This window comes from Geodermatophilus sp. SYSU D01105 (assembly GCF_054050095.1).
In genome coordinates, this window is record NZ_JBJGYR010000008.1 from 149,060 (window position 1) to 168,918 (window position 19,859).

18 protein-coding genes are annotated in these 19,859 nt (G+C 75.3%); 11 read left to right on the top strand and 7 right to left on the bottom strand.

The features are described 5' to 3' along the window. Positions 1–15 precede the first annotated feature (15 nt). The 3 genes from ACI79I_RS09755 to ACI79I_RS09765 all read left to right on the top strand — a co-directional run bounded on the left by ACI79I_RS09755 (position 16) and on the right by ACI79I_RS09765 (position 3,559). On the top strand, positions 16–1,941 hold the full coding sequence (locus ACI79I_RS09755; RefSeq protein WP_456992128.1) for a primary-amine oxidase: 1,926 nt from the start codon (positions 16–18) through the stop codon (positions 1,939–1,941). Continuing rightward, a complete protein-coding gene (locus tag ACI79I_RS09760) occupies positions 1,938–2,294 on the top strand; it encodes a hypothetical protein (RefSeq protein WP_456992129.1) in 357 nt (118 codons plus the stop codon). The genes ACI79I_RS09755 and ACI79I_RS09760 overlap by 4 nt, the downstream gene beginning before the upstream one ends. Positions 2,295–2,440: 146 nt before the next feature. Continuing rightward, positions 2,441–3,559 carry a class II histone deacetylase gene (locus ACI79I_RS09765; RefSeq protein ID WP_456992130.1) on the top strand — a complete coding sequence of 373 codons (1,119 nt, stop codon included), beginning with the start codon at positions 2,441–2,443 and terminating at the stop codon, positions 3,557–3,559. A gap of 99 nt (positions 3,560–3,658) precedes the next feature. On the opposite strand, the gene ACI79I_RS09770 is transcribed toward ACI79I_RS09765, so the two are convergent. After that, entirely contained in the window at positions 3,659–4,039 is a 381-nt protein-coding gene (locus ACI79I_RS09770; RefSeq protein ID WP_456944195.1) for a hypothetical protein, read from the bottom strand. Positions 4,040–4,138: 99 nt separating this feature from the next. Between ACI79I_RS09770 and ACI79I_RS09775 the strand changes: the two genes are divergently transcribed. Then, a complete protein-coding gene (locus tag ACI79I_RS09775; protein ID WP_456992131.1) occupies positions 4,139–4,903 on the top strand; it encodes an alpha/beta fold hydrolase in 765 nt (254 codons plus the stop codon). A gap of 146 nt (positions 4,904–5,049) precedes the next feature. Continuing rightward, positions 5,050–6,480 (top strand): amidase, encoded by a 1,431-nt coding sequence (locus tag ACI79I_RS09780; protein WP_456992132.1) that lies wholly within the window; start codon positions 5,050–5,052, stop codon positions 6,478–6,480. Positions 6,481–6,489: 9 nt separating this feature from the next. Here ACI79I_RS09780 and ACI79I_RS09785 read toward each other — a convergent pair whose 3' ends face one another. Next, positions 6,490–6,867, bottom strand: a complete 378-nt coding sequence (locus ACI79I_RS09785) for a YybH family protein (protein ID WP_456992133.1) — start codon at positions 6,865–6,867, stop codon at positions 6,490–6,492. A 149-nt stretch (positions 6,868–7,016) separates the two neighbouring features. Here ACI79I_RS09785 and ACI79I_RS09790 point away from each other — a divergent pair, with 149 nt between their 5' ends. Further along, entirely contained in the window at positions 7,017–7,898 is an 882-nt protein-coding gene (locus ACI79I_RS09790; protein WP_456992134.1) for an SAM-dependent methyltransferase, read from the top strand. Between the two features lie 149 nt (positions 7,899–8,047). Here the strand turns inward: ACI79I_RS09790 and ACI79I_RS09795 are convergent, their stop codons facing one another. Further along, entirely contained in the window at positions 8,048–8,518 is a 471-nt protein-coding gene (locus ACI79I_RS09795; protein ID WP_456992135.1) for a hypothetical protein, read from the bottom strand. A 96-nt stretch (positions 8,519–8,614) separates the two neighbouring features. Continuing rightward, complete coding sequence (locus ACI79I_RS09800; protein ID WP_456992136.1) at positions 8,615–10,078, bottom strand: AAA family ATPase; 1,464 nt, start codon at positions 10,076–10,078, stop codon at positions 8,615–8,617. Between the two features lie 305 nt (positions 10,079–10,383). Here ACI79I_RS09800 and ACI79I_RS09805 point away from each other — a divergent pair, with 305 nt between their 5' ends. Then, positions 10,384–12,294: a S9 family peptidase gene (locus ACI79I_RS09805; protein ID WP_456992137.1), complete on the top strand. Its 1,911-nt coding sequence runs from the start codon at positions 10,384–10,386 to the stop codon at positions 12,292–12,294. 256 nt (positions 12,295–12,550) lie between these two features. Here the strand turns inward: ACI79I_RS09805 and ACI79I_RS09810 are convergent, their stop codons facing one another. Beyond that, positions 12,551–13,633, bottom strand: a complete 1,083-nt coding sequence (locus ACI79I_RS09810) for a DUF3048 domain-containing protein (protein ID WP_456992138.1) — start codon at positions 13,631–13,633, stop codon at positions 12,551–12,553. Positions 13,634–13,711: 78 nt separating this feature from the next. Between ACI79I_RS09810 and ACI79I_RS09815 the strand changes: the two genes are divergently transcribed. The 3 genes from ACI79I_RS09815 to ACI79I_RS09825 are packed head-to-tail and all read left to right on the top strand — an operon-like array spanning position 13,712 to position 16,378. Further along, on the top strand, positions 13,712–14,134 hold the full coding sequence (locus tag ACI79I_RS09815; protein WP_456992139.1) for a DUF1810 domain-containing protein: 423 nt from the start codon (positions 13,712–13,714) through the stop codon (positions 14,132–14,134). A 37-nt stretch (positions 14,135–14,171) separates the two neighbouring features. Further along, positions 14,172–15,209 (top strand): glutathione S-transferase family protein, encoded by a 1,038-nt coding sequence (locus ACI79I_RS09820; protein ID WP_456992140.1) that lies wholly within the window; start codon positions 14,172–14,174, stop codon positions 15,207–15,209. Continuing rightward, positions 15,206–16,378, top strand: a complete 1,173-nt coding sequence (locus tag ACI79I_RS09825) for an alkaline phosphatase (RefSeq protein WP_456992141.1) — start codon at positions 15,206–15,208, stop codon at positions 16,376–16,378. The genes ACI79I_RS09820 and ACI79I_RS09825 overlap by 4 nt, the downstream gene beginning before the upstream one ends. On the opposite strand, the gene ACI79I_RS09830 is transcribed toward ACI79I_RS09825, so the two are convergent. Next, positions 16,375–18,195 (bottom strand): ExeM/NucH family extracellular endonuclease, encoded by a 1,821-nt coding sequence (locus ACI79I_RS09830; protein ID WP_456992142.1) that lies wholly within the window; start codon positions 18,193–18,195, stop codon positions 16,375–16,377. The genes ACI79I_RS09825 and ACI79I_RS09830 overlap by 4 nt on opposite strands. Positions 18,196–18,308: 113 nt before the next feature. On the opposite strand from ACI79I_RS09830, the gene ACI79I_RS09835 reads away from it, so the two are divergent. Then, positions 18,309–19,079 (top strand): DUF6308 family protein, encoded by a 771-nt coding sequence (locus tag ACI79I_RS09835; RefSeq protein ID WP_456992143.1) that lies wholly within the window; start codon positions 18,309–18,311, stop codon positions 19,077–19,079. Positions 19,080–19,082: 3 nt separating this feature from the next. Here ACI79I_RS09835 and ACI79I_RS09840 read toward each other — a convergent pair whose 3' ends face one another. Beyond that, entirely contained in the window at positions 19,083–19,823 is a 741-nt protein-coding gene (locus tag ACI79I_RS09840) for an alanyl-tRNA editing protein (RefSeq protein WP_456992144.1), read from the bottom strand. Positions 19,824–19,859 lie beyond the last annotated feature (36 nt).

Below are 19,859 nucleotides of genomic sequence, written 5' to 3' on the forward strand. Positions count from 1 at the left end.
CAACCGAGGAGAACCGTGACCATCACCGCCCCCGTCACCACGGCCACGCACCCGCTGGCCCGGCTCACCGCGGAGGAGATCACCGCGGCGAGCGAGATCGTCCGCGAGGCCGGCCTGGTCGGCGAGCAGACGAAGTTCGTCTACGTCGGGCTGGAGGAGCCGCACAAGTCCGTCGTCCTGGACTGGTCCCCCGGCGACCCGGTCGAGCGGCGCGTCCGCGTGCTGCTGCTCGACCGCGCCACCGGCAACGGCAGCGACCTGACCGTCTCCCTCACCGGCGGCGAGGTCCTCCGGGTCGCGGTCATCGACGCGCTCGCCGACGGACAGGTGCCGATCCTCGACGCCGAGTTCGAGGCGATCGAGCCGATCCTGGCCGCCGACGAGCGCTGGGTCGCCGCCATGGCCAAGCGAGGGCTGGACGTCGCGAACGTCCGGTCGGTGCCGCTGTCGGCCGGCTCCTACTTCGAGGACGAGTACGGCCACCGCATCGTCCGCGTGCTCGGCTTCCACCAGGCCGACCCGACCGACCTGCCGTGGGCGCACCCGGTGGACGGCGTCGTCGCGTTCGTCGACGTCACCCGCGGCGTGGCCACCGACGTCCAGGACCACTACGACCTCCCCGTCCCGGCCGAGCGGGCCGACCTGACCCCCGACGTGCACCCCTCGCCGGTGCGCGACCTCACGCCGATCGAGATCACCCAGCCCGAGGGGCCGAGCTTCACCGTCGAGGACGACGTCGTGCGCTGGGCCGGCTGGGAGTTCCGCGTCGGGTTCGACGCCCGTGAGGGACTGGTGCTCAACCAGCTGTCCATCGACGGGCGCTCGGTGGTCCACCGGGCCTCCATCGCCGAGATGGTGGTGCCCTACGCCGACCCCTCACCGGTGCGGTTCTGGCAGAACTACTTCGACACCGGCGAGTACCTCTTCGCCCGGTACACGAACTCGCTGGAGCTGGGCTGCGACTGCCTCGGCGAGATCCACTACTTCGACGCCACCATCGCCGACGAGGACGGCGCCCCGCGCACCATCCGCAACGCCATCTGCCTCCACGAGGAGGACTACGGCGTCGGCTGGAAGCACACCGACATGTTCAACGGCATGGTGGAGACCCGGCGGTCGCGGCGCCTGGTGATCAGCTTCTTCACCACCATCGGCAACTACGACTACGGCTTCTACTGGTACCTCTACCTCGACGGCACCATCCAGCTGGAGTCCAAGGCGACCGGCATCGTCTTCACGTCCTCCTACCGCGGCGACGAGCACCCCTACGCCACCGAGATCGCCCCGGGCCTGGGCGCGCCGTTCCACCAGCACCTGTTCTCCGCGCGGCTGGACATGGCGGTGGACGGCGTGGCGAACACCGTCTACGAGGTGGACGCCGTCCGGGAGCCGGTGAGCGCGCGCAACCCGTACGGCAACGCGTTCACCCGCTCCATGACGCCGCTGACCACCGAGGCCCAGGCGGCCCGGGTCACCGACGCCACCGTCGGGCGGACCTGGCACGTCGTGAACCCGGGCAAGACCAACCGGCTCGGCCAGCCGGTGGGCTACGCGCTCCACCCGGAGAACTCCCCCGTCCTGCTGGCCGACGACTCCTCGTCGATCAACAAGCGGGCGAACTTCTCGACCAAGAGCCTGTGGGTCACCGCCTACGACCCGGCCGAGCGGTACCCGGCCGGCGACTTCGTCAACCAGCACCCCGGAGACGGGGGCCTGCCCGCGTTCGTCGCGGACGACGCCCCGATCGAGGACACCGACGTGGTCCTGTGGCACACCTTCGGGCTGACCCACTTCCCGCGCCCCGAGGACTGGCCGGTGATGCCGACCGACTACTCCGGCTTCACCCTCAAGCCGGTCGGCTTCTTCGACCGCAACCCCGCCCTGGGGACGCCGAAGTCGGCCTCGTCCCACTGCGCCGCCGAGCCCGGCTCCTGCTCGTGACGACGGTCGTCGTCGCCCCCGTCCGGGCTCCCGGGCTCGGACGGGGAGCGGCGGGGCTCGCGCTGGCCTCGCTGGTGGTGCACCTGCTGCTGCTCGACGGCTCGTCGCTGGGGTCCCTGGCGATGGTCGCCATGGCGGCGGTCTGCCTGCCCTGCGCGTGGCACCTGTGGCGGTCACCGAGCGGTTCGGTGTGGGGCCTGACCGCCGCGGTGGACGCCGCGATGCTCGCCCTGCACGGGCAGATGCTCGCCGAGGCGGGACACCACCATCCCGCCGGGCCGCTGATGTGGCTCGGGCTGGTGCTGGTCACCGCCCAGCTCGCCCTCGCCGGAGCCGCCGCGCTCCGGCGCTGACGAGGACACCCGCGGCCGGCCGACGGCCCGCGCTGCACACACGCGCACACCCCCCGAACCCCCGGTCCGCCCCACTCCGGACCGGTACCGCGGACCGCGCTGTCCTCACCCGAGGCAGCGCGTCCCGCGACGAACGAGAGGACACCATGACAACGGGTTACCTGTGGCATCCGCTGTACGGCTGGAACGACACCGGCAGCGGGTCACTTGCCCCCGCCGACCCGGCGGCCGGGCTGCAGCCGGTCGGCCACCACTTCGCCCACGCGGACAACAAGCGGCGGATGAACGAGCTGGTGGAGGTCAGCGGCCTCCTCGAGCACCTGCGGCGGGTCCCGCCGCGCCCGGCCACCCGCGAGGAGATCCTGCGGGTGCACACGGCCGAGCACCACGACCGGATCGTCGCGGAGAGCCAGCTGCCCAAGGGCGGCGACGCCGGCGACGGCATCTCCCCGTTCGGCAAGGGCGGCTACGAGATCGCGGCGCTGGCTGCCGGTGGCGCGATCGCCATGGTCGACGCCGTCGTGGACGGCACCGTCGACAACGGCTTCGCACTGGTCAACCCGTGCGGTCACCACGCGATCGCCGAGCGGGGGATGGGGTTCTGCGTCTTCAACAACATCGCGATCGCGGCCACGCACGCTCGTGAGGTGCTCGGCGTGGAGCGCATCGCCATCGTCGACTGGGACGTGCACCACGGGAACGGCACCCAGTCGATCTTCTGGGAGGACCCGAGCGTCCTCACCATCTCGCTCCACCAGGACCGCGTGTACCCCACTGACCAGGGGTTCACCAGCGAGCGGGGCGGCGGAGCCGGGGTCAACACCAACCTCAACATCCCGCTCCCGCCCGGGACGGGGGACGGCGGCTACGTGCAGGCGATGGACTCCGTCGTCGTCCCGGCCCTGCGTGCGTTCGCGCCGGACCTCATCCTCGTGGCCTGCGGCTTCGACCCCAGCATCCTGGACCCGCTGTCCCGCACGATGGTCTCGGCCGAGGGCTTCCGGACGCTGACCGAGCGGGTCAAGGAAGCAGCCGAGGAGATCTGCTCCGGGAAGCTGGTCATGGTCCAGGAAGGCGGCTACAGCATCCACTACGTCGCCGTCTGCGGAGCCGTGACGATCGCGGCACTGGCCGGCGTCGAGCCCATCGCGGACCCGTTCCTCCCCCTCGTGCAGAACATGTACGGACGGCGGGAGGTCGAGGACCACCAGCTCGCGGCGTGCAAGGCCGCCGAGGAGCTCGTCGCCGACATCCCCCGTCGGTAGGCCTCCGCCACGCACCGTCCCGGATCGGTTCGCCGGTCCGGGACGGTGTCGGGCGCTGGGCCCGAGGACGCCGGACGCGGCGACCGACCGAAGGGGCGGTCAGTCCCGCATCGAGCGGATCGCCAGCGCGGCCGCGCCGTAGGCCAGCGAGCTGCCGATCGCCCGCACCGAGGTGGCCCGCCCGGCCCCGCGGGCCGCACCCAGCGCGGTCAGCACGTCGAGCGCGTTCGTGGCGGCCACCACGGCCAGGCCGCGGTCGACCTCCTCGTCGGTGCGCGCCGTCAGCGCCAGGAGGGCGACGGCCAGCGCCCGGCTGCCGAACAGCCGCTGCAGCTGCAGGCCGGCCGGCGTGACCGGTACGCCGTAGGACCGGGCCACCGCCCGCGGCGCGAGGACGCTCGCGAGCCCGAAGGCCGCGCCCGCGGCGCCGAGCGCCCTCGCCATCGACTGCTTGGACGTGGTCGCGACGGTCGTCGCCACGGCGATCCCCCCTCGGGTCGACCCCAACGCCTGGGCTCGCGCCGCAGTCAACCAGCAACGCCGCCCCCGCGCACCGGCACGCGTTGCTAGCGTCGGGCCATGCCGGCCTCCGTGCCGCCCGACGTCACCCTGTCGTCCCAGCCCACGACCTGGGGCGTCGTGCGCAGCCGGGTCGTGGGGACGCCGCGCGTGGGGGTCCCCGAGGTGGTCGTCGTCCCGGGCCTGGCGGTGGCCAACTACCTCCAGCCGGCCCTGTGCGAGCTCGGCAGGTGGACCCGCGCGCACCTGGTCGAACTCCCCGGCTTCTCCGGCAGCGGGGAGCCGCCGCACCCGATGGACGTCCCGCAGTTCGCCGACACCGTCGTGCAGTGGCTGGACGCCAGCGGCCTCGACCGGGTGGTGCTGGTCGGGCACTCCAGCGGCACCCAGGTGGCGGCCCGGGTCGCGGTCCGCCGTCCGCAGGCCGTCGGTGCACTGGTCCTGGCCAGCCCGACGATGGACCCGCGGTTCCGCAGCACCCGCCGGATCCTGCTGGCCTGGCGCCGCAACTCCGCGTTCGAGCCGAAGAGCCTCGACGAGCAGCACACACCCGAACGTCAGCGGGCCGGCCTGCGCCGGGTGCGGCACGCGCTCCGGGTCCACCTGGCCGACGCCCTCGAGGACGTCGTCCCGCAGGTGCCGGTCCCCGTGCTGGTGCTCCACGGGGACCAGGACCGCATCTGCACGGTCGACTGGGCCCGCGAGCTGAGCGAGCTCGCCCCCGACGGCCGGTTGGCGACCGTGCCCGGCGCGCACAGCTTCGTCTGGACGGCGCCGGCGGCCTGGTCCGAGCCCATCGAGCGGCTGGCCCGCGAGGTGGCGTGACGGGAGCCCCGCAGAACACCTCCCGCCGCGGCCCCGGTCGCGCGGCCGGCCACCGACGGCGGAGGACCTGTGCCGCCGGCCGCGTCGGTGCCAGCATCGGCCCGGGCGCGGGCAGAGGGGCCCGCCGCGATACGAGGAGGGCGACCGTGGAGGTCTCCGAGTACACCGATCACGACGCCACCGGGCTCGCGGAGCTGGTCCGGAGCGGCCAGGTCTCCGCCGCCGAGGTGCACGCGACGGCGCAGCGCGCGGTCGAGTCGGTGAACGGCGAGCTCAACGCCCTCGTGGGGGAGCTGTTCGAGAAGCCGCTCGACGCAGCGGAGGACGGCCCGTTCGCCGGCGTCCCGTTCGCCATCAAGGACCTCGTGCTGCACGCCGAGGGCATCCCCCAGCGGGCCGGCTGCCGGATGCTCGGACCCGGCGTCCCGTACCCGTACGACACCGCGCTGATGCGCCGGTTCCGCGCCGCCGGCCTCGCCGCCGTGGGCCTCACCGCGACGCCGGAGTTCGGGTTCAACGCCAGCACCGAGTCGGTCGCCAACGGCCCGACCCGCAACCCGTGGGACACCACCCGCTCCCCCGGCGGCTCCAGCGGCGGGTCGGCCGCGCTCGTCGCCGCCCGGGCCCTGCCGGTGGCGCACGCCAACGACGGCGGCGGGTCCATCCGCATCCCGGCCGCCGCCTCCGGGCTGGTCGGCCTCAAGCCCAGCCGCGGGCGGGTCTCCGTCGCACCCGACTACGCCGACCCGCTGCTGGGCCTGGGCATCGAGTTCGCGGTCACGCGCACCGTGCGCGACGCGGCCGGGCTGCTCGACGCCGTCGCCGGGTCCGAACCCGGCGACCGGTACCTGCTCCCCGCTCCGGCGACCACCTTCCTGGCCGCCGCACGCCCGCCCGCCGGGTCGCTGCGCATCGCGATGAGCACCGCCGCACCCAACGGGGCGCCGGTGGACGCCGCCTGCGTCGACGCGGTGCGGGCCGCGGCCGAGGCACTGGAGGCCGCCGGTCACGCCGTCGAGGAGGCCGCGCCGCAGGTCGATGTTGCCGCGTTCGACGACGCCAACCTCAAGGCCTGGTGCAGCTTCCTGGCCGACGGCGCGTACGGCGCGGCCGGGGCGCTGGGCGTCGAGCTGTCGACCGAGGTCCTCGAGCACACGACGCTGGCCTGCGCCGAGTACGGCGCCACCCTCACCGCGCTGGACCTGTACGCGGTCGACCGGGTCTTCAACGCGACCACGCGCACGCTCGCACGGTTCCTCACCGGCTACGACGCCTGGCTCACCCCGACGACCGCCGCGCCGAACACGGCCATCGGCCACCTGGACGCGGACGACCCGACACTCGACGCCCGCGGCTGGTACGACCGGATCTTCGCCTTCGCGCCGTTCACCGCGCTGGCCAACGTCACGGGGACCCCCGCGGTGTCGGTGCCCGGGCGGCCGTCCCCCGAGGGGTGGCCGGTCGGGGTCCAGCTGGTCGGCCGGTACGCCGGCGAGGAGACGCTGCTCGGGCTCGCCGCGCTGCTCGAGGAGGCGCTGCCGTGGGCCGACCGGCGTCCCGCGGTGCTCGCCCGCTGACCGCCGGGGTCAGCCGGTCGGCGGCTGGTCGGAGTTGAAGATGTCCCGCCACAGACGCCAGGAGCCGTCGGGCTGCCGCCGGTGGACGACGACGTACTTGCCGGCGTCGACGACCGAGCCGCCCGCCTTCACCTGGTACTCGCCCTCCTCGACGGCGAGGTCGTCGCGCTCCTCGAGCAGGACCGTGGTCAGCGACCCGCCGTCGACGCCCTGGTCGAGCATCGACTTCCAGAAGTCGGCGATCGCGGCGGTGCCGGACACCGCCGGCGCCCCCGGTGGCAGGAGCCGGGCGTCGGGCGCGTAGACCGACGCGATCATCGCGGCGTCGCCCTTCTCCCAGCCCTGCACGAACGCGTCGTTCAGTGCCTCGATGTCCCTGCGGCTCATGACGGCCTCCTCGATGGGGGAAGAGGTCCCCAGGGTCCGGGCACCGAGGGGGGCGCGACCAGGGCCGAAGGACGTTGTGCCTGCGTGGGAACGGCGGGAGGCTGGGCCGGCACGTCCCCGTCAACGGGGGCCACCGCGGAGGTCGGGCCATGGCTGCAGACGCACTGATGACCCGGGCGGTGGAGCTCGGCGTGGCCACCGACGCGCTGGCCGCCCTCGCCGCCCACGTCCGCATCGAGACCGAGGGCCTGCCGGCCGACCCGGCGGTGCGGTCCGTGCTCGCCGACGTCGCCGCCGAGCTCCTCGGCGGGAACGGGGTGACCTCCGCGACCGCGCTGCCGGTGGTGGGGCTGGCCCGCACGTGGCTGCGGCAGGCGGCCGACCTGGTCGACGACCCCGGGCGGGCCGGCGGCTGGGACCGGGTCGACGAGCAGCTGCTGCAGAGCATCGGCCGGCTGTCGATGGGCATCGCCGGCGCCGTCCGCGCCGCCGAGCCGGTGCTGCCCGGCCTCGCCGAAGCCCTCGCCCGCCCCGGCGCGACGCTGCTCGACGTCGGCACCGGCACCGGCTGGCTGGCGATCGCGCTGGCCCAGGCGTACCCGGCCCTGCAGGTCACCGGCATCGACGTCTTTGAGCCGGCGCTGGACCTGGCCAAGGTCAACCGCGCCGACGCCGGGCTCACCGAGCGGATCGACCTGCGCCTGCAGGACGCCGCGGCCCTCGACGAGGACGCCACCTTCGACGTGGTGTGGCTGCCGATGCCGTTCCTCCGGCGCGACGCCGTCCCCGAGGTGCTGCGCGCGGCCTGCCGGGCGCTGCGCCCCGGCGGCTGGCTGCTGCCGGGCACGTTCGCCGGCGGGCCGGACCGGCTCGGGCAGCTGCTCACCGACCTGCGCACGGTGCGCAGCGGCGGCCACCCGTGGCAGCCGGCCGAGCTGCTGGACCTCCTCCGCGACGCCGGGCTGTCCGAGGTGACCGAGGTGCCGCGCAGCTGGGCCGCACCGGTGCGGCTCTATGCGGGCCGCCGCTGAGGTCGCTCCGCGGATGCTCGTGCTCTGCGTACCCGACGCACGCAGAGCACGACTCCCCCGGGGACCACTCCGCCCGGGAGCCGTCGCCCAGCCGACGCCCGGCGCACGCAGCGCACGACTCCTCCGGGTACCCGGCGGCGGGGTGGCCCCTACGCCGAGTGGACGTCCGGCGTCCGCCACTGCGAGGGCCCGACGTCGAACGGGTGGGGTTGGTGCCCCAGAGCCCGCATCCGGCCCTCGGGTCGCGGCAGCCGGCGGTGCTCGCTGCAGGTCGGGGCCGGCACCATCCCCGCCGGCGGCACGCGGGGCACGTTGCCGACGACCTCGTCGACGATCCCGTTCCGCTCCTCGTCGCTCGCACCCCCGTCCGCGCAGCACAGGATCCAGCGGATCTCCTCCGGGCTGAGCCCCCGGTCGTGCAGCGCGAGGACCTGCTCCCGCCACCGGATCGCGGCATCGACCCCCGACGGAGCCGCACCCGCCGCCCGGTGCGCGTCCAGCTCGATCTGACGGGACTCGAGCACCTTCTGCTCGAGTCCGAGTCGGTACTGCGTGAGCGCGGTGATGGCGCTGACCAGCAGGGCGGCGATCGCTGCGACACCGGTGATCCAGTCGGGCACGGGCTCACTCCCACTCTCCGGGGAACCGAGACGGAACATTCTCGTCCCGCGACACGCCCGGGCCAACAGGGTCGTGCGTCCCGGTCCGCGGCGCCGTCACACGGCGCGGCCGGCGCCGAGCAGGGTGCGGGTCATCGCGTTGCGGGTGCCCAGCAGCTCGTCCAGCGCCGCGGCCAGGTCGGCGGCGGAGACGGCGAGGTCGCCGTCCCCGCTCCGCTCGGCGGCGAACAGCGCGGCCCGGCGGATCAGCTCCTTGAGGAAGGACGCCGTGACGCCGTCGGTCCGGTCGAGGACCTCGTCCAGGCCCGAGACGTCCATCGGGAGGTCGCCGCGGTAGAGGTCGAACAGCGCGCGGCGGGCGTCGCGGTCGGGCAGGGTCAGCTCGACGGCCTGGTCGACCCGGCCGGGGCGCGCGGCCAGGGCGGGCTCGAGGAGGTCGGCGCGGTTGGTGGTGAGCAGGAAGACGACGTCGGCGTCCTCGGCGAGGCCGTCCATCTCGTTGAGCAGCTGGAACAGCAGCGGGTGCTGGCCGGGGTGCATGCCGCGGTCCTCGGCGATCAGGTCGACGTCCTCGACCACGACCATCGCCGGCTGCAGCGACCGGGCCACCGAGCACGCCTCGGCGACCAGGTGCATCGCGCTGCCGGTCAGCTGGACGACGGTCGTGCCCGGGAGCCGGCCCATCAGGTACCGCACGGTGTGGGTCTTGCCGACCCCGGGCGGGCCGTAGAGCAGCAGCCCGCGCTTGAGGTGCTGCCCCGCGCCGAGCAGCCGCTCCTTGTGCCGGGCCACGTCGACGACCTGCCGCTCGATGCCGGCCAGGGTGTCCGCACCGAGCACCAGCTGCCCGGGCTCCAGCCGCGGCCGGCGGGAGAACCGCAGCAGCGTCTGACCGTGCCCGAACACCTCCTGGTCGAAGGAGAGCACCTGACCGCGGAAGACGTTCTCCCGCTGGGCGGCCGCCCGGATGCCGCGGACGGCGGCCCGCGCGGCGTCCGGGTCGGTGGACAGCGCCTGCACCGAGACCCGGTCGATGCCGGTCTCGGGTTCGGCGGCGCGCACGAGCACCGCCGTCCGGACGCCGTCCTCGCTGACCAGGTGCACCGCGCACCGCAGGCACGGCCGGGTCTCGCCGTCCGGGCCGCAGGGCAGGTTGACCGTGGCGGCGTTGCCCGGCCGCGGACCGAACGGGTCGGCCGGCTGGCCGGCCATGGCCAGCAGCTCGGCCAGGCCGAAGGGCCGGTGCCGGAAGTTGACGATGCCGACCAGCTCGCTGGTGCGCCCGCTCGCGGCCAGCCAGGCGTCCAGCCCCGCCTGCACGTTGACGTGCTCGTACGCGGGCCAGGTCTCCTCGGCGACGTCCCCGCCGGCGGCGTCACCGAGGTGGTCGCCGAGCAGGGAGGCGAGGGTGACCCGGTCGTCGGCCCGCGCCGCCCGGGTCACCGCCCGGACGCCGCGGCGCGCCAGCTTGCCCAGGTCGGCCAGCTCCAGCGGCCGGTCGTCGACCGGCGCGGGGCCCTCCGGGGCCGCCGGTCCGTACGCCACCCATCCCCTGCTCACCGCGGCAGCCTGGCAGGACGACGACGCCGCGACCAGCGGTTTCCCACCGGGACGTGGACGCCCGGTGCCGCCGCGCACGGAGCAGGTCCCCGTGCCGGGGGACCGACACCCGGCAGCCCGTACCGTGGACGCCGGGCGCGCGGCGCCCCCGGCCCGGTGACCGATCGGCGTGGCCGGTTCCGGCCGGGCGGGGTGGAGCGCATGCTGCGCGGGCCGGACGTCATCCGCACGACGCCCGGCCTCGGTCCGCTGGAGCAGCGGGCGCTGCCAGGGATGTGGCTGCAGAACGTGGAGGACCAGGCACGGTGACGACGACCCAGGGCGACGTGGACCGGGCGACCGTCGAGACCGCGGCCGCCCTCGCCGACGACCTCGTCGACGCGTGGGGCAGCTGGGGTCCCAACATGACCCCCGACGGCCGCTGCGTCGCCTTCATCAGCGACCGCTCCGGGACGCCGCAGGTGTGGATCCAGGAGGTCGTCCTCGACGGCCCGATCCCGCCGGCGCGGCACATCCGGCTCTCCGACGACCCGGTCGTCTCCGTCCGGTGGGCGGCCGACAGCGGCTGGCTCACCTGCGAGGTGGCCACCGACGGCGGCGTCCGGACGGCGGTCTGGGTGGTGCGCCCGGACGGCACCGACGCCCGCCGCGTGGCCGGGGACTCCGAGACCCACGCGGAGCTGGGCCCCTGGACCCGCAGCGGGCACCGCTTCGTCGTCACCTTCCCCGGCGCCACGCCCGGGGCGCCGACCCGGGCGTACCTGGCCGACCCGGCGACCGGCCGGCTGGACCCCCTGGCCGAGGGCGACCTGATCCACGTGCTGGACGTCTCGCTGGAGGAGCGGTTCATCGTCATCCGCGACGGCCAGCGCGGGCAGCAGTACGTCTCCGTGGTCGACCGGCTGACCGACGAGGACTTCAGCGCCCTGCCCCACGGCGCGACCGGGTCCACCGAGGTGGCGCTCATCCGCCCCGCGCCGGAGGACCACCGCGGCCCGGTCTACGTCTACCTCGCCTCGGACGTCGGTCTCCCGCGCCGCCAGCTGATCGGGCTGCCGTTCGGGCCCAACGGCTGGCGCGGGGAACCGCGCACGCTGGCGGCCCGCGACGACGCCGAGCTGGAGGACATCGACGCCGACGACGCCGGGACGCTGCTCCTGCTGGTCTGGAACGTCGCCGGCCGCAGCGAGCTCGAGCTGATGGACACCGCCACGGGCGGGCGCACCCCGATCACCGGCCTGCCCGGCCTGGTCGCCGCCGACCCGGTGCTCAGCCGCGACGGCTCCAGCGTGGTCCTCGGTGTGCAGGGGCCCACCCGCCCGCGGGAGCTGTGGCACCTGGACACGACCACGCACGCCTGGACCCGCGTCACCTCGGCTCCGCCCCTGCCCCGGCGGCGGCTGGTCGTCCCGACGCTGGAGACCTTTCCCGGCCGGGACGGGCTGCCGCTGACCGGCTGGCTGTACCGGGCGCCGAGCCGGCTGAAGTCCTCCGGACCGGTCGCGCTGTACCTGCACGGCGGTCCCGAGGACCAGGAGCGGCCCACCTTCTCGCCGCAGCACCAGGCGCTGGCCGCCGCCGGGATCACCGTCTTCGCGCCCAACATCCGCGGCTCGTCGGGCTTCGGCCGGGAGTTCGTGCACGCCGACGACGTGCACCTCCGGTACGACGCGTTCGCCGACGTCCTCGCCGCGGTCGACCACCTCGTCGAGGCCGGCATCGCCGACCCGGGGCGGATCGCGGTGACGGGCCGCTCCTACGGCGGTTACCTCACCCTCACCTCGCTGGCCTTCTCGCCGGGGGTGTTCGCCGCGGGGGTCGACGTCTGCGGCATGTCCGACCTGCTCTCCTTCTACCGGGACAGCGAGCCGTGGATCGCCGCGGCGGCGGTCAGCAAGTACGGCCACCCCGAGCGCGACCGCCCCCTGCTCGAGGACATCTCGCCACTGGCCTCGGCCCACCGGATCGACGTCCCGCTGCTGGTCGTCCACGGCGAGCACGACACCAACGTGCCGATCGGCGAGGCGCACCAGGTCGTGGCCGCGCTGCGCGCGCTGGACCGTCCGGTGGAGTACCTGGAGCTGAAGGGCGAGGGGCACGTCTTCCGGCACGCGGACTCGCGCAAGCTGCTCACCCGCACGATGCTGGGCTTCCTGGCCGGCGCGCTCGCCCGTCCCCGCCCGCCCGCCGAGGTCCCCGCCGAACCGGCGGCGTAGCGCCCGGCGCCGCCCCGGGCACGGGCCTGGCGGGGACCGACCGGGTACCCGCGCGTGCTCGTGCTCTGCCTGCGCGGAGGACGCAGAGCACGAGCTTCCCCGGAGTCCCCCACCGCCGGCATGGCCCGAGCACGGCCCGACGGGACCGACCGGGTACCCGCGGGTGCTCGTGCTCTGCGTGCAGAAGGCATGCAGTGCACGAGCACCCGCGGGGGAACCACCGGCCGCCGGCGTCCCCGGTCGGCTCGCGCGCCCGTCAGCTGAGGGTGACCGAGCCCGTCGCGTTGGGCACCAGCTCGACCCAGGTGCTGCCGGGCGCGAGCCGGACCGGCTGGCCGCCGGGGCCGGTGAGCCGCACGGGCTCGTCGGCGGATGCCTTCGACCAGGTGACGGGCACGGTGCGCCCGCCGGTGGCGACCAGGGCCTCTCCCCCGCCGACCATGACCGTCTCCGGCACGGGGTTGCGGGCGCTGTCCTTGTACTGGGTGTCCACGACGTCGACCCGCAGGACGACGACGTTGACCGCTCGCAGCGGGGTGCCGTCGGCCTCGACCGCCGGCGTGCCGTCCTCGTCGCGCAGCCAGGCGTTGTCCGGCTGGCTCCAGGTCCAGCCCGGCGTGCTGATCCGGGACAGGGTGAGGTCCAGGGCGGCCGCCGGGGCGCCGTCGGTCAGCGCGGTCGGCTGCTCCTGGCCCGTGGCCACCTCGAACTGCGGCGGCGGCGGGACCTGGTGGGCGGCGTCGGCCTGGCCGAGGAGCGCGGTCGGGTCGACGTAGGTGTTGTGCGGCGCGACGCGGTCGCTCACCCGGGAGAACCCGGCACCGGTCCCGGGGTCCACCACCTGCAGGCCGGCCGCGCGGGTGGCCTCGACGAAGGGCGCCTGGCCGCCGGAGAAGGCCAGCAGCCCGTGGAGGGGCGCGGCGATGGCCGGGTCCATCGGGCGCACCGAGCGCACGGGGCCGATCGCCGGCGGCAGGGTGGAGTGGTACACGGCGACGTAGCGGCTGATGCCGCCCTCGACGACCTCCTCCCACACCATGTCGGCGGCGTTGAGGCCGGTCTGCGGTCGGGCGTCGACGGAGTTCTCCACCTTGACCGCGAGCGCGGGCCGGTCGACGTCGGCACCCGCGCCGTCCAGCCCGGTCAGCGGCCACAGCACGGGCGGAGGCGGCGGGGGCGTCGTCGCGGTGGGCGAGCCCGTGGCGGCCCGCGCCTCCGTGGGTGTGTCCGCGCCGCAGGCGACCGTCGTCCCCAGCACCGCCCCGACCAGCAGGGCCGCTCCGAGCCGACGCCGTCCCCGTTCCCGTGCGCGGCGGGCACGGCTCCCCTCGATGCTCACGGACACCTCATCGGCAGGCCGGCACGGCGGTGACACCGCGGTGGTTGACCCGGCCCCGCGGTGGACACCGCAGCTCGCGTGAGCGACCCCTTCGACCTCGACCGTTTCGTGCAGGCGCAGGCGGGCGGGACCTACGAGCAGGCGCTGGCCGAGCTGCGGGCGGGCGCCAAGCGCAGCCACTGGATGTGGTTCGTCTTCCCGCAGGTCGCGGGCCTGGGCCGCAGCCCGGCCGCGCAGCACTACGCGATCTCCGGGCTGCCCGAGGCCCAGGCCTACCTCGACCACCCGGTGCTGGGCCCGCGGCTGGTCGAGTGCGCGCAGGCGCTGCTGGACCTGGGCACCACCGACGCCGTCCGGGTGCTCGGGCCGGTGGACGCGCTCAAGCTGCGCTCGTCGATGACCCTGTTCGCCCGTGCCGAGCCGGAGGCCGCCGTCTTCGGCGAGGTCCTCGAGCGGTTCTTCGGCGGGCAGCCCGACGAGGCGACCCTCACTCGCCTCTGACGCGCGGACGGCCGCCGCGTCGATCAAGCTGGGCACCGTGAGCGAGGAGCAGAGCGGATCGGGCTACGTCACCGGCGGCGAGTACAACCGGGACTCGACCTACATCCCCGACCGGATCACCGCCGACGGCTCCGGCGGCTGGCCGGTCGAACCCGACCGCTACCGGCTGGTGGTGGCGCGCGCCTGCCCGTGGGCCAACCGGGCGGTCATCGTGCGCCGCCTGCTGGGCCTGGAGAAGGCCATCTCGATGGGCATGTGCGGGCCGACCCACGACGAGCGCAGCTGGACCTTCGACCTCGACCCCGGCGGCCGCGACCCGGTGCTGGGCTACGAGCGGCTGCAGGAGGCGTTCCTCGCCCGCTTCCCCGACTACGACCGCGGCATCACGGTGCCGACCATCGTCGACGTCCCCACCGGGCAGGCCGTCACCAACGACTTCGCGCAGATGACGCTCGACCTCTCCACCGAGTGGACGGCGTACCACCGCGACGGCGCCCCGGACCTCTACCCGGAGCACCTGCGCGACGAGATGGACGACGTCATGACGCGGGTCTACACCGAGGTCAACAACGGGGTGTACCGCTGCGGCTTCGCCGGGTCGCAGGAGGCCTACGACGAGGCCTACGACCGGCTGTTCACCGCGCTGGACTGGCTGACCGAGCGCCTGTCGGGCCGCCGCTACCTGATGGGCGGGACGATCACCGAGGCCGACGTCCGGCTGTTCACCACGCTGGCCCGGTTCGACGCCGTCTACCACGGCCACTTCAAGTGCAACCGGCAGAAGCTGTCGGAGATGCCGGTGCTGTGGGCCTACGCGCGCGACCTGTTCCAGACCCCGGGGTTCGGCGACACGATCGACTTCCCGCAGATCAAGGAGCACTACTACGTCGTCCACGCCGACATCAACCCGACCCAGATCGTCCCGCAGGGGCCGGACACCGCGAACTGGCTGACCCCCCACGGCCGCGAGGAGCTGGGCGGGTCCCCGTTCGGCGACGGCACCCCGCCCGGGCCGCCGCCGGAGGACGAGACGGTCCCCGCCGACCACGGACCGGGCGGCATCGGCCACCGGTGACCACCCGGCGCGGCCGGGCCGCCGTCGTCCTGACCGCGCTCGTCCTGGCCGCCTGCACCGGCGCCCCACGGGAGGCCGCCCCGCCCGAGGCCGACCCGTCCGCCTCGACGGCACCGGAGGGCGGGGCTCCGCCGCGCAGCGTGGTCCTGGTCGTCGGTGACGGCATGGCCGCCGCCCACCGCGAGGCGGGCCGCCTGGACCAGGAGGGCGCCGGGGGCCGGCTGGCCATGGACTCCCTGCCAGTGGCCGGGGAGCAGACGACCGACCCCGACCCCGCCGAGACCGACGTGACCGACTCCGCGGCGGCGGCCACGGCCTGGGCCACCGGCGTGACGACCCGCAACGGCGCGATCAGCGTCGACCGCGACGGCCGCCCGCTCACCCCGCTCGGGACCGAGGCGGGAGCGGCCGGCCTGGCGACCGGGCTGGTGACCACCTCCCAGGTCACCGACGCCACCCCGGCGGCGTTCTTCAGCAGCGTCCCCGACCGCGACGCGCAGGAGGACATCGCCCGGCAGTACCTGCAGGACACCGGGCCCTCGGTGGTCCTCGGCGGCGGGGCGGCCCACTGGCGGTCGCGCGACCTGCTGGGCGTGGCCGGGCAGCGGGGGTACACCGCGGTGACCGACGCGGCGGGGCTCGCGGCGGCGGACGGCGACCGGCTGCTCGGCCTGTTCGCCGACGAGGAGCTGTACGGCGAGCCGGCCGACGTGTCCCTGGCGCAGATGACCGCCACCGCGTTGGACCGGCTCTCCGCCGACCCGGACGGCTTCTTCCTGCTCGTCGAGGAGGAGGGCGTGGACTCCGCAAGCCACGAGAACGCCGGAGCCGGGTTGCTCGCGGCGATGCGCGCGCTGGACGACGCGGTGCAGGTGGCCCGGGACCACGTCGCCGCGCACCCCGACACCCTGCTGGTCGTGACCGGCGACCACGAGACCGGCGGGCTCGGCGTCGAGATCGGCGGCACCGCCCCCGCCGGGCCCGACGAGGACGACGGCCCCTTCCCCGTGGCCGGGAGCCAGGACACCTTCGTGCTGCGGTGGAGCACCGACGGGCACACCGGGGCGCCGACGCCGGTGACCGCCGAGGGACCGGGCAGCGAGCAGCTCGCGGGGCGCTACCCGAACACCCACCTGCACGAGGTCATGCGGCAGGTCCTGCTCGGCTAGCAGTCCGGCGCGGTGCCGGGCGGTCCGCCACCTGCCGCCAGGCCCCCGGCACCGAGGTCGACGCCGAGCACCAGCGGGTCGTGGTCGCTGGAGCGGTACGGGTCCGGCGCGTAGAGGGCGGGGTCGCCGTCGTACTGGTAGGCCGACGACTCGACGGCGTTGACGTTCCAGTGCGCCAGCCCGGTCACCCGCGCGGTGAGGGACGGCGTGGCCAGCGCGTGGTCCAGCGAGCCGGACCGGCCGTCGAACACGTAGCTGTACCGCCCCGGGTCGAACCGCTCGCCGAGCTCGGTGAGGCCGGCCGCGCGCAGCGCCTCGACCGGGTCCTCCTGGGTGTACGCGTTGAGGTCGCCGAGGACCACGACGTCCGGGTCGGTCGCGGCGAGGTCCTCGACGAGACCGGCCAGCGAGCGGGCCTGCCGCACCCGGTCGCCGTTCCACGCGCCCTGGCCGTCGCCGGTGTCGGCGTTGTCACCGGTCGCCCCCTCCGCGGAACCCTTGGACTTGAAGTGGTTGGCGACGACGGTGACCACCTCGCCGCCCGCCGCGAACGCCTGCGCGACCGGCTCGCGGGCGTTGCCCCACACCGCCTCGTCGACCAGCCCGACCGGGTCGCCGACCGGCACGACCGCGGCGGTGCGGTGGACGATCGCGTTGCGGATGGCATCCCGCTCGACCCCGTACAGCTCGGCCGGCAGGGGCACGTACGCCCACTCCTCGCCGGTGTGCTCGGTGAGCCGCCCGGTGAGGTCGGCCAGCGCGCGGTCCGCGTCGCCGGGGCTGAAGCCGGTCGAGTCGGTGTCCTCGACCTCCAGCAGGGCCACCACGTCGGCGCCGAGGCCGTCGATGGCCGCGACGACCTTGGCCGCCTGCTCCTCGAACTCCGCGTCGGTGCGCGCTCCGCGGGCGTCGGGGCCGGTGCGGGTGAGGAAGTAGTTGAGCACGTTGAACGCGCCGATGCGCAGGTCGCCGCCGACGTCGTCCGGCGCGCCCGGGCGGGTGTCCTGCGCGGCGAAGACGCCGGCCGCGGTGCCGTCGGCGGGCTGCAGCCGCCACGAGCCGAAGCCCCAGCCCAGGACGACCGGCTCGGTGAAGGCGACCTCGTCGCCCACCCGCACCGGCGTCGCCGGGGAGAGGTACGGGCGGGTCGTGACGCCGACCCGCGCGCTCGTCCCGTCGTCCAGGACGACGGCGCGCCGTGCGTCGTAGAGGGCCACCGCCTGCGCGGCCGGGCCGGGCCGGGCCACCTCGGTGGGCTGCACGAGCACGCCGCCCTCGGACAGGGTCAGCTCGCCGAAGCCGACCAGGTCGAACACGTCGCTCACCGTCAGCACGTCGGCCGGCTCGACGAGCATCCCCTCGAGGCGCTCGCGGGTCGTGTCGTCGGCGGGCAGGTCGAGGGCCGCGGGGGCGGGGAGGGCGGTCCCGGAGGCGCAGACGGTGACGTCGGCCGGGGCGTTCACCTGCGTCTGGCCGTTGAACTCCTGCGCCTCCCCGGTGACCGCGACGGTGTCGCCCAGGGCCACCGGCACCGGGCTGTACACGAAGACCCCGTCGGAGGTGGCCTCGTCCCCGTCCCCGTCCGGGTCCTGCACGGAGAAGCCGGAGAAGCCGGGCAGGTCGGCGACGACGACGCCGCGGACGGTGACCTGCTGCCCGGCCAGCGGCGTGGCCCCACCCGCGCCCTGCACCTCCCCGATCTCGGCGGTCGGCTGGGCCGCGCAGTCGGCGGCGACCGCCCGGGCGGCCGGGAGGGCGGCGAGGACGAGGACCCCGGCGCCGAGGGTGGCGCGCCGGCGGGCGGAGGACGGGAGCACGGACGCTCCTTCCGTCGGGGGAGCGACAGCGGGCGCGCTCCCCACGGTAGGGAACCCGCCGACCGCCCGCGCGCCACGCTGTGCGACCGGTCCGCGTCCAGCAGGCTGGGGTGGTGCCCGACGGGAGTCCTCCCCTCCGCCTGCCGAGCGCCGGCCCCGACCCCCTCCCCGCCGAGACCGCGGTGGCGGCCGTGCTCGGCTACGCCCGCGGCCGCCGGCCGCTGTGGTTCCGCTCCATCGGCCGACCCGAGGGCCGGTGGGTGAGCGTCCCGGCGTTCGCCTACGAGCGCTTCGACCGCCGGCCGCGGGGGACGGGCCCGCTCGGGGACGACGACGTCCTGACCGCCGAGGGCCTGCACGGGCGGCTCGACCCGGCGGGGTGGGCCGCGGTCCGCACCGCGATGGACGACGTCTCCCCGCTCGCCGACGAGGCGACCGAGCGCGCCGCCGGCCGGGCGTTCTGGGAGCTGCCCACCGACGAGCTGTCGGTCCTGGGCGAGCCCGGCACGGTGGGCGCCGCCCTCCGCGCGATCGGGGAACGGGTGGCCGGGCCGCAGCGCGCCCACCTGGTCGCGGCCCTGCACCACCGCCGTCCGGAGCTCTTCCCGCTGGTCGACGCGACCACCCGCCGCCAGCTGCTCCCCCACCTCGAGGAGGGCGACAGCGGGATCGAGGCGGTCGTGCACCGCGAGCTGGTCGGCGCGGCCGACGCCTTCGCCGCCCTGGAGGCGACGGTGTCCCGGCTGCTCGTCGGCACCGGCGGTGTCCCGCTGAGCCGGCTGCGGCTGCACGACGTCCTGGTGTGGCTCAGCGGCAGCCTGCGGCTGACCCACGCCGTCGCCCTGGGCCGGCAGACGGCGGAGTGGGCCGCCCTGGACGCGTGAGCGTCAGACGATCCGGACGCGCAGCCGCCGGAAGCCGCGGCCCTTGTTCTCCATCTTGGTGACCTCGACCCGGCCGACCATCGACGTGCTCGCCACGTGCGTGCCGCCGTCGGCCTGGGTGTCCAGCCCGACGATGTCGACGATCCGCACGACCTCGATGTCGGGGGGCAGCAGGTTGGTGGCCGTGCGGATGACGTCCGGGATCGCGAAGGCCTCCTCGCGCGGCAGCGTCCTCACCTCGATGGGCCGGTCGGCGGCGATCTCGGCGTTGACCGCCTCGGCGACCCGGTCCTTGAAGTCCGGCGGCACCTCGGCGAGGTCGAAGTCCATCCGCGCGGTCAGCGGCTCCATGTTGCCGCCGGTCACCAGCGCGCCGAAGTCGCGGAACACCACGCCGGTGAGCACGTGCAGGCCGGAGTGGGTCCGCATCAGCTGGGTGCGCCGCTCGTCGTCCAGCGCGCCGCGCACCGCCGTGCCGGGCGGCGGGAGCGGGTCCCCCTCCACCGGGACGAGGTAGAGCTCGTCGCCCTTGCGGGTGCCCGCGATCCGGGTGCGGACGCCGCCCCACAGCAGCACGCCCTCGTCCGGCGGTTGCCCGCCACCGCCGGGGTAGAAGGCGCTGCGGTCGAGGACGATCCCCTGCTCGGGGTCGGCCGCGACCACGGTGGCGTCCCACTCCCGCACCGTGGCGTCGGCGAGGTCGAGGCGGTGGGTGTGCCCGTGTCGGTCGGTCGCGCTGGTCACCCGTGCATGTTCCCCGGCCTCGCGGACGACGACCAG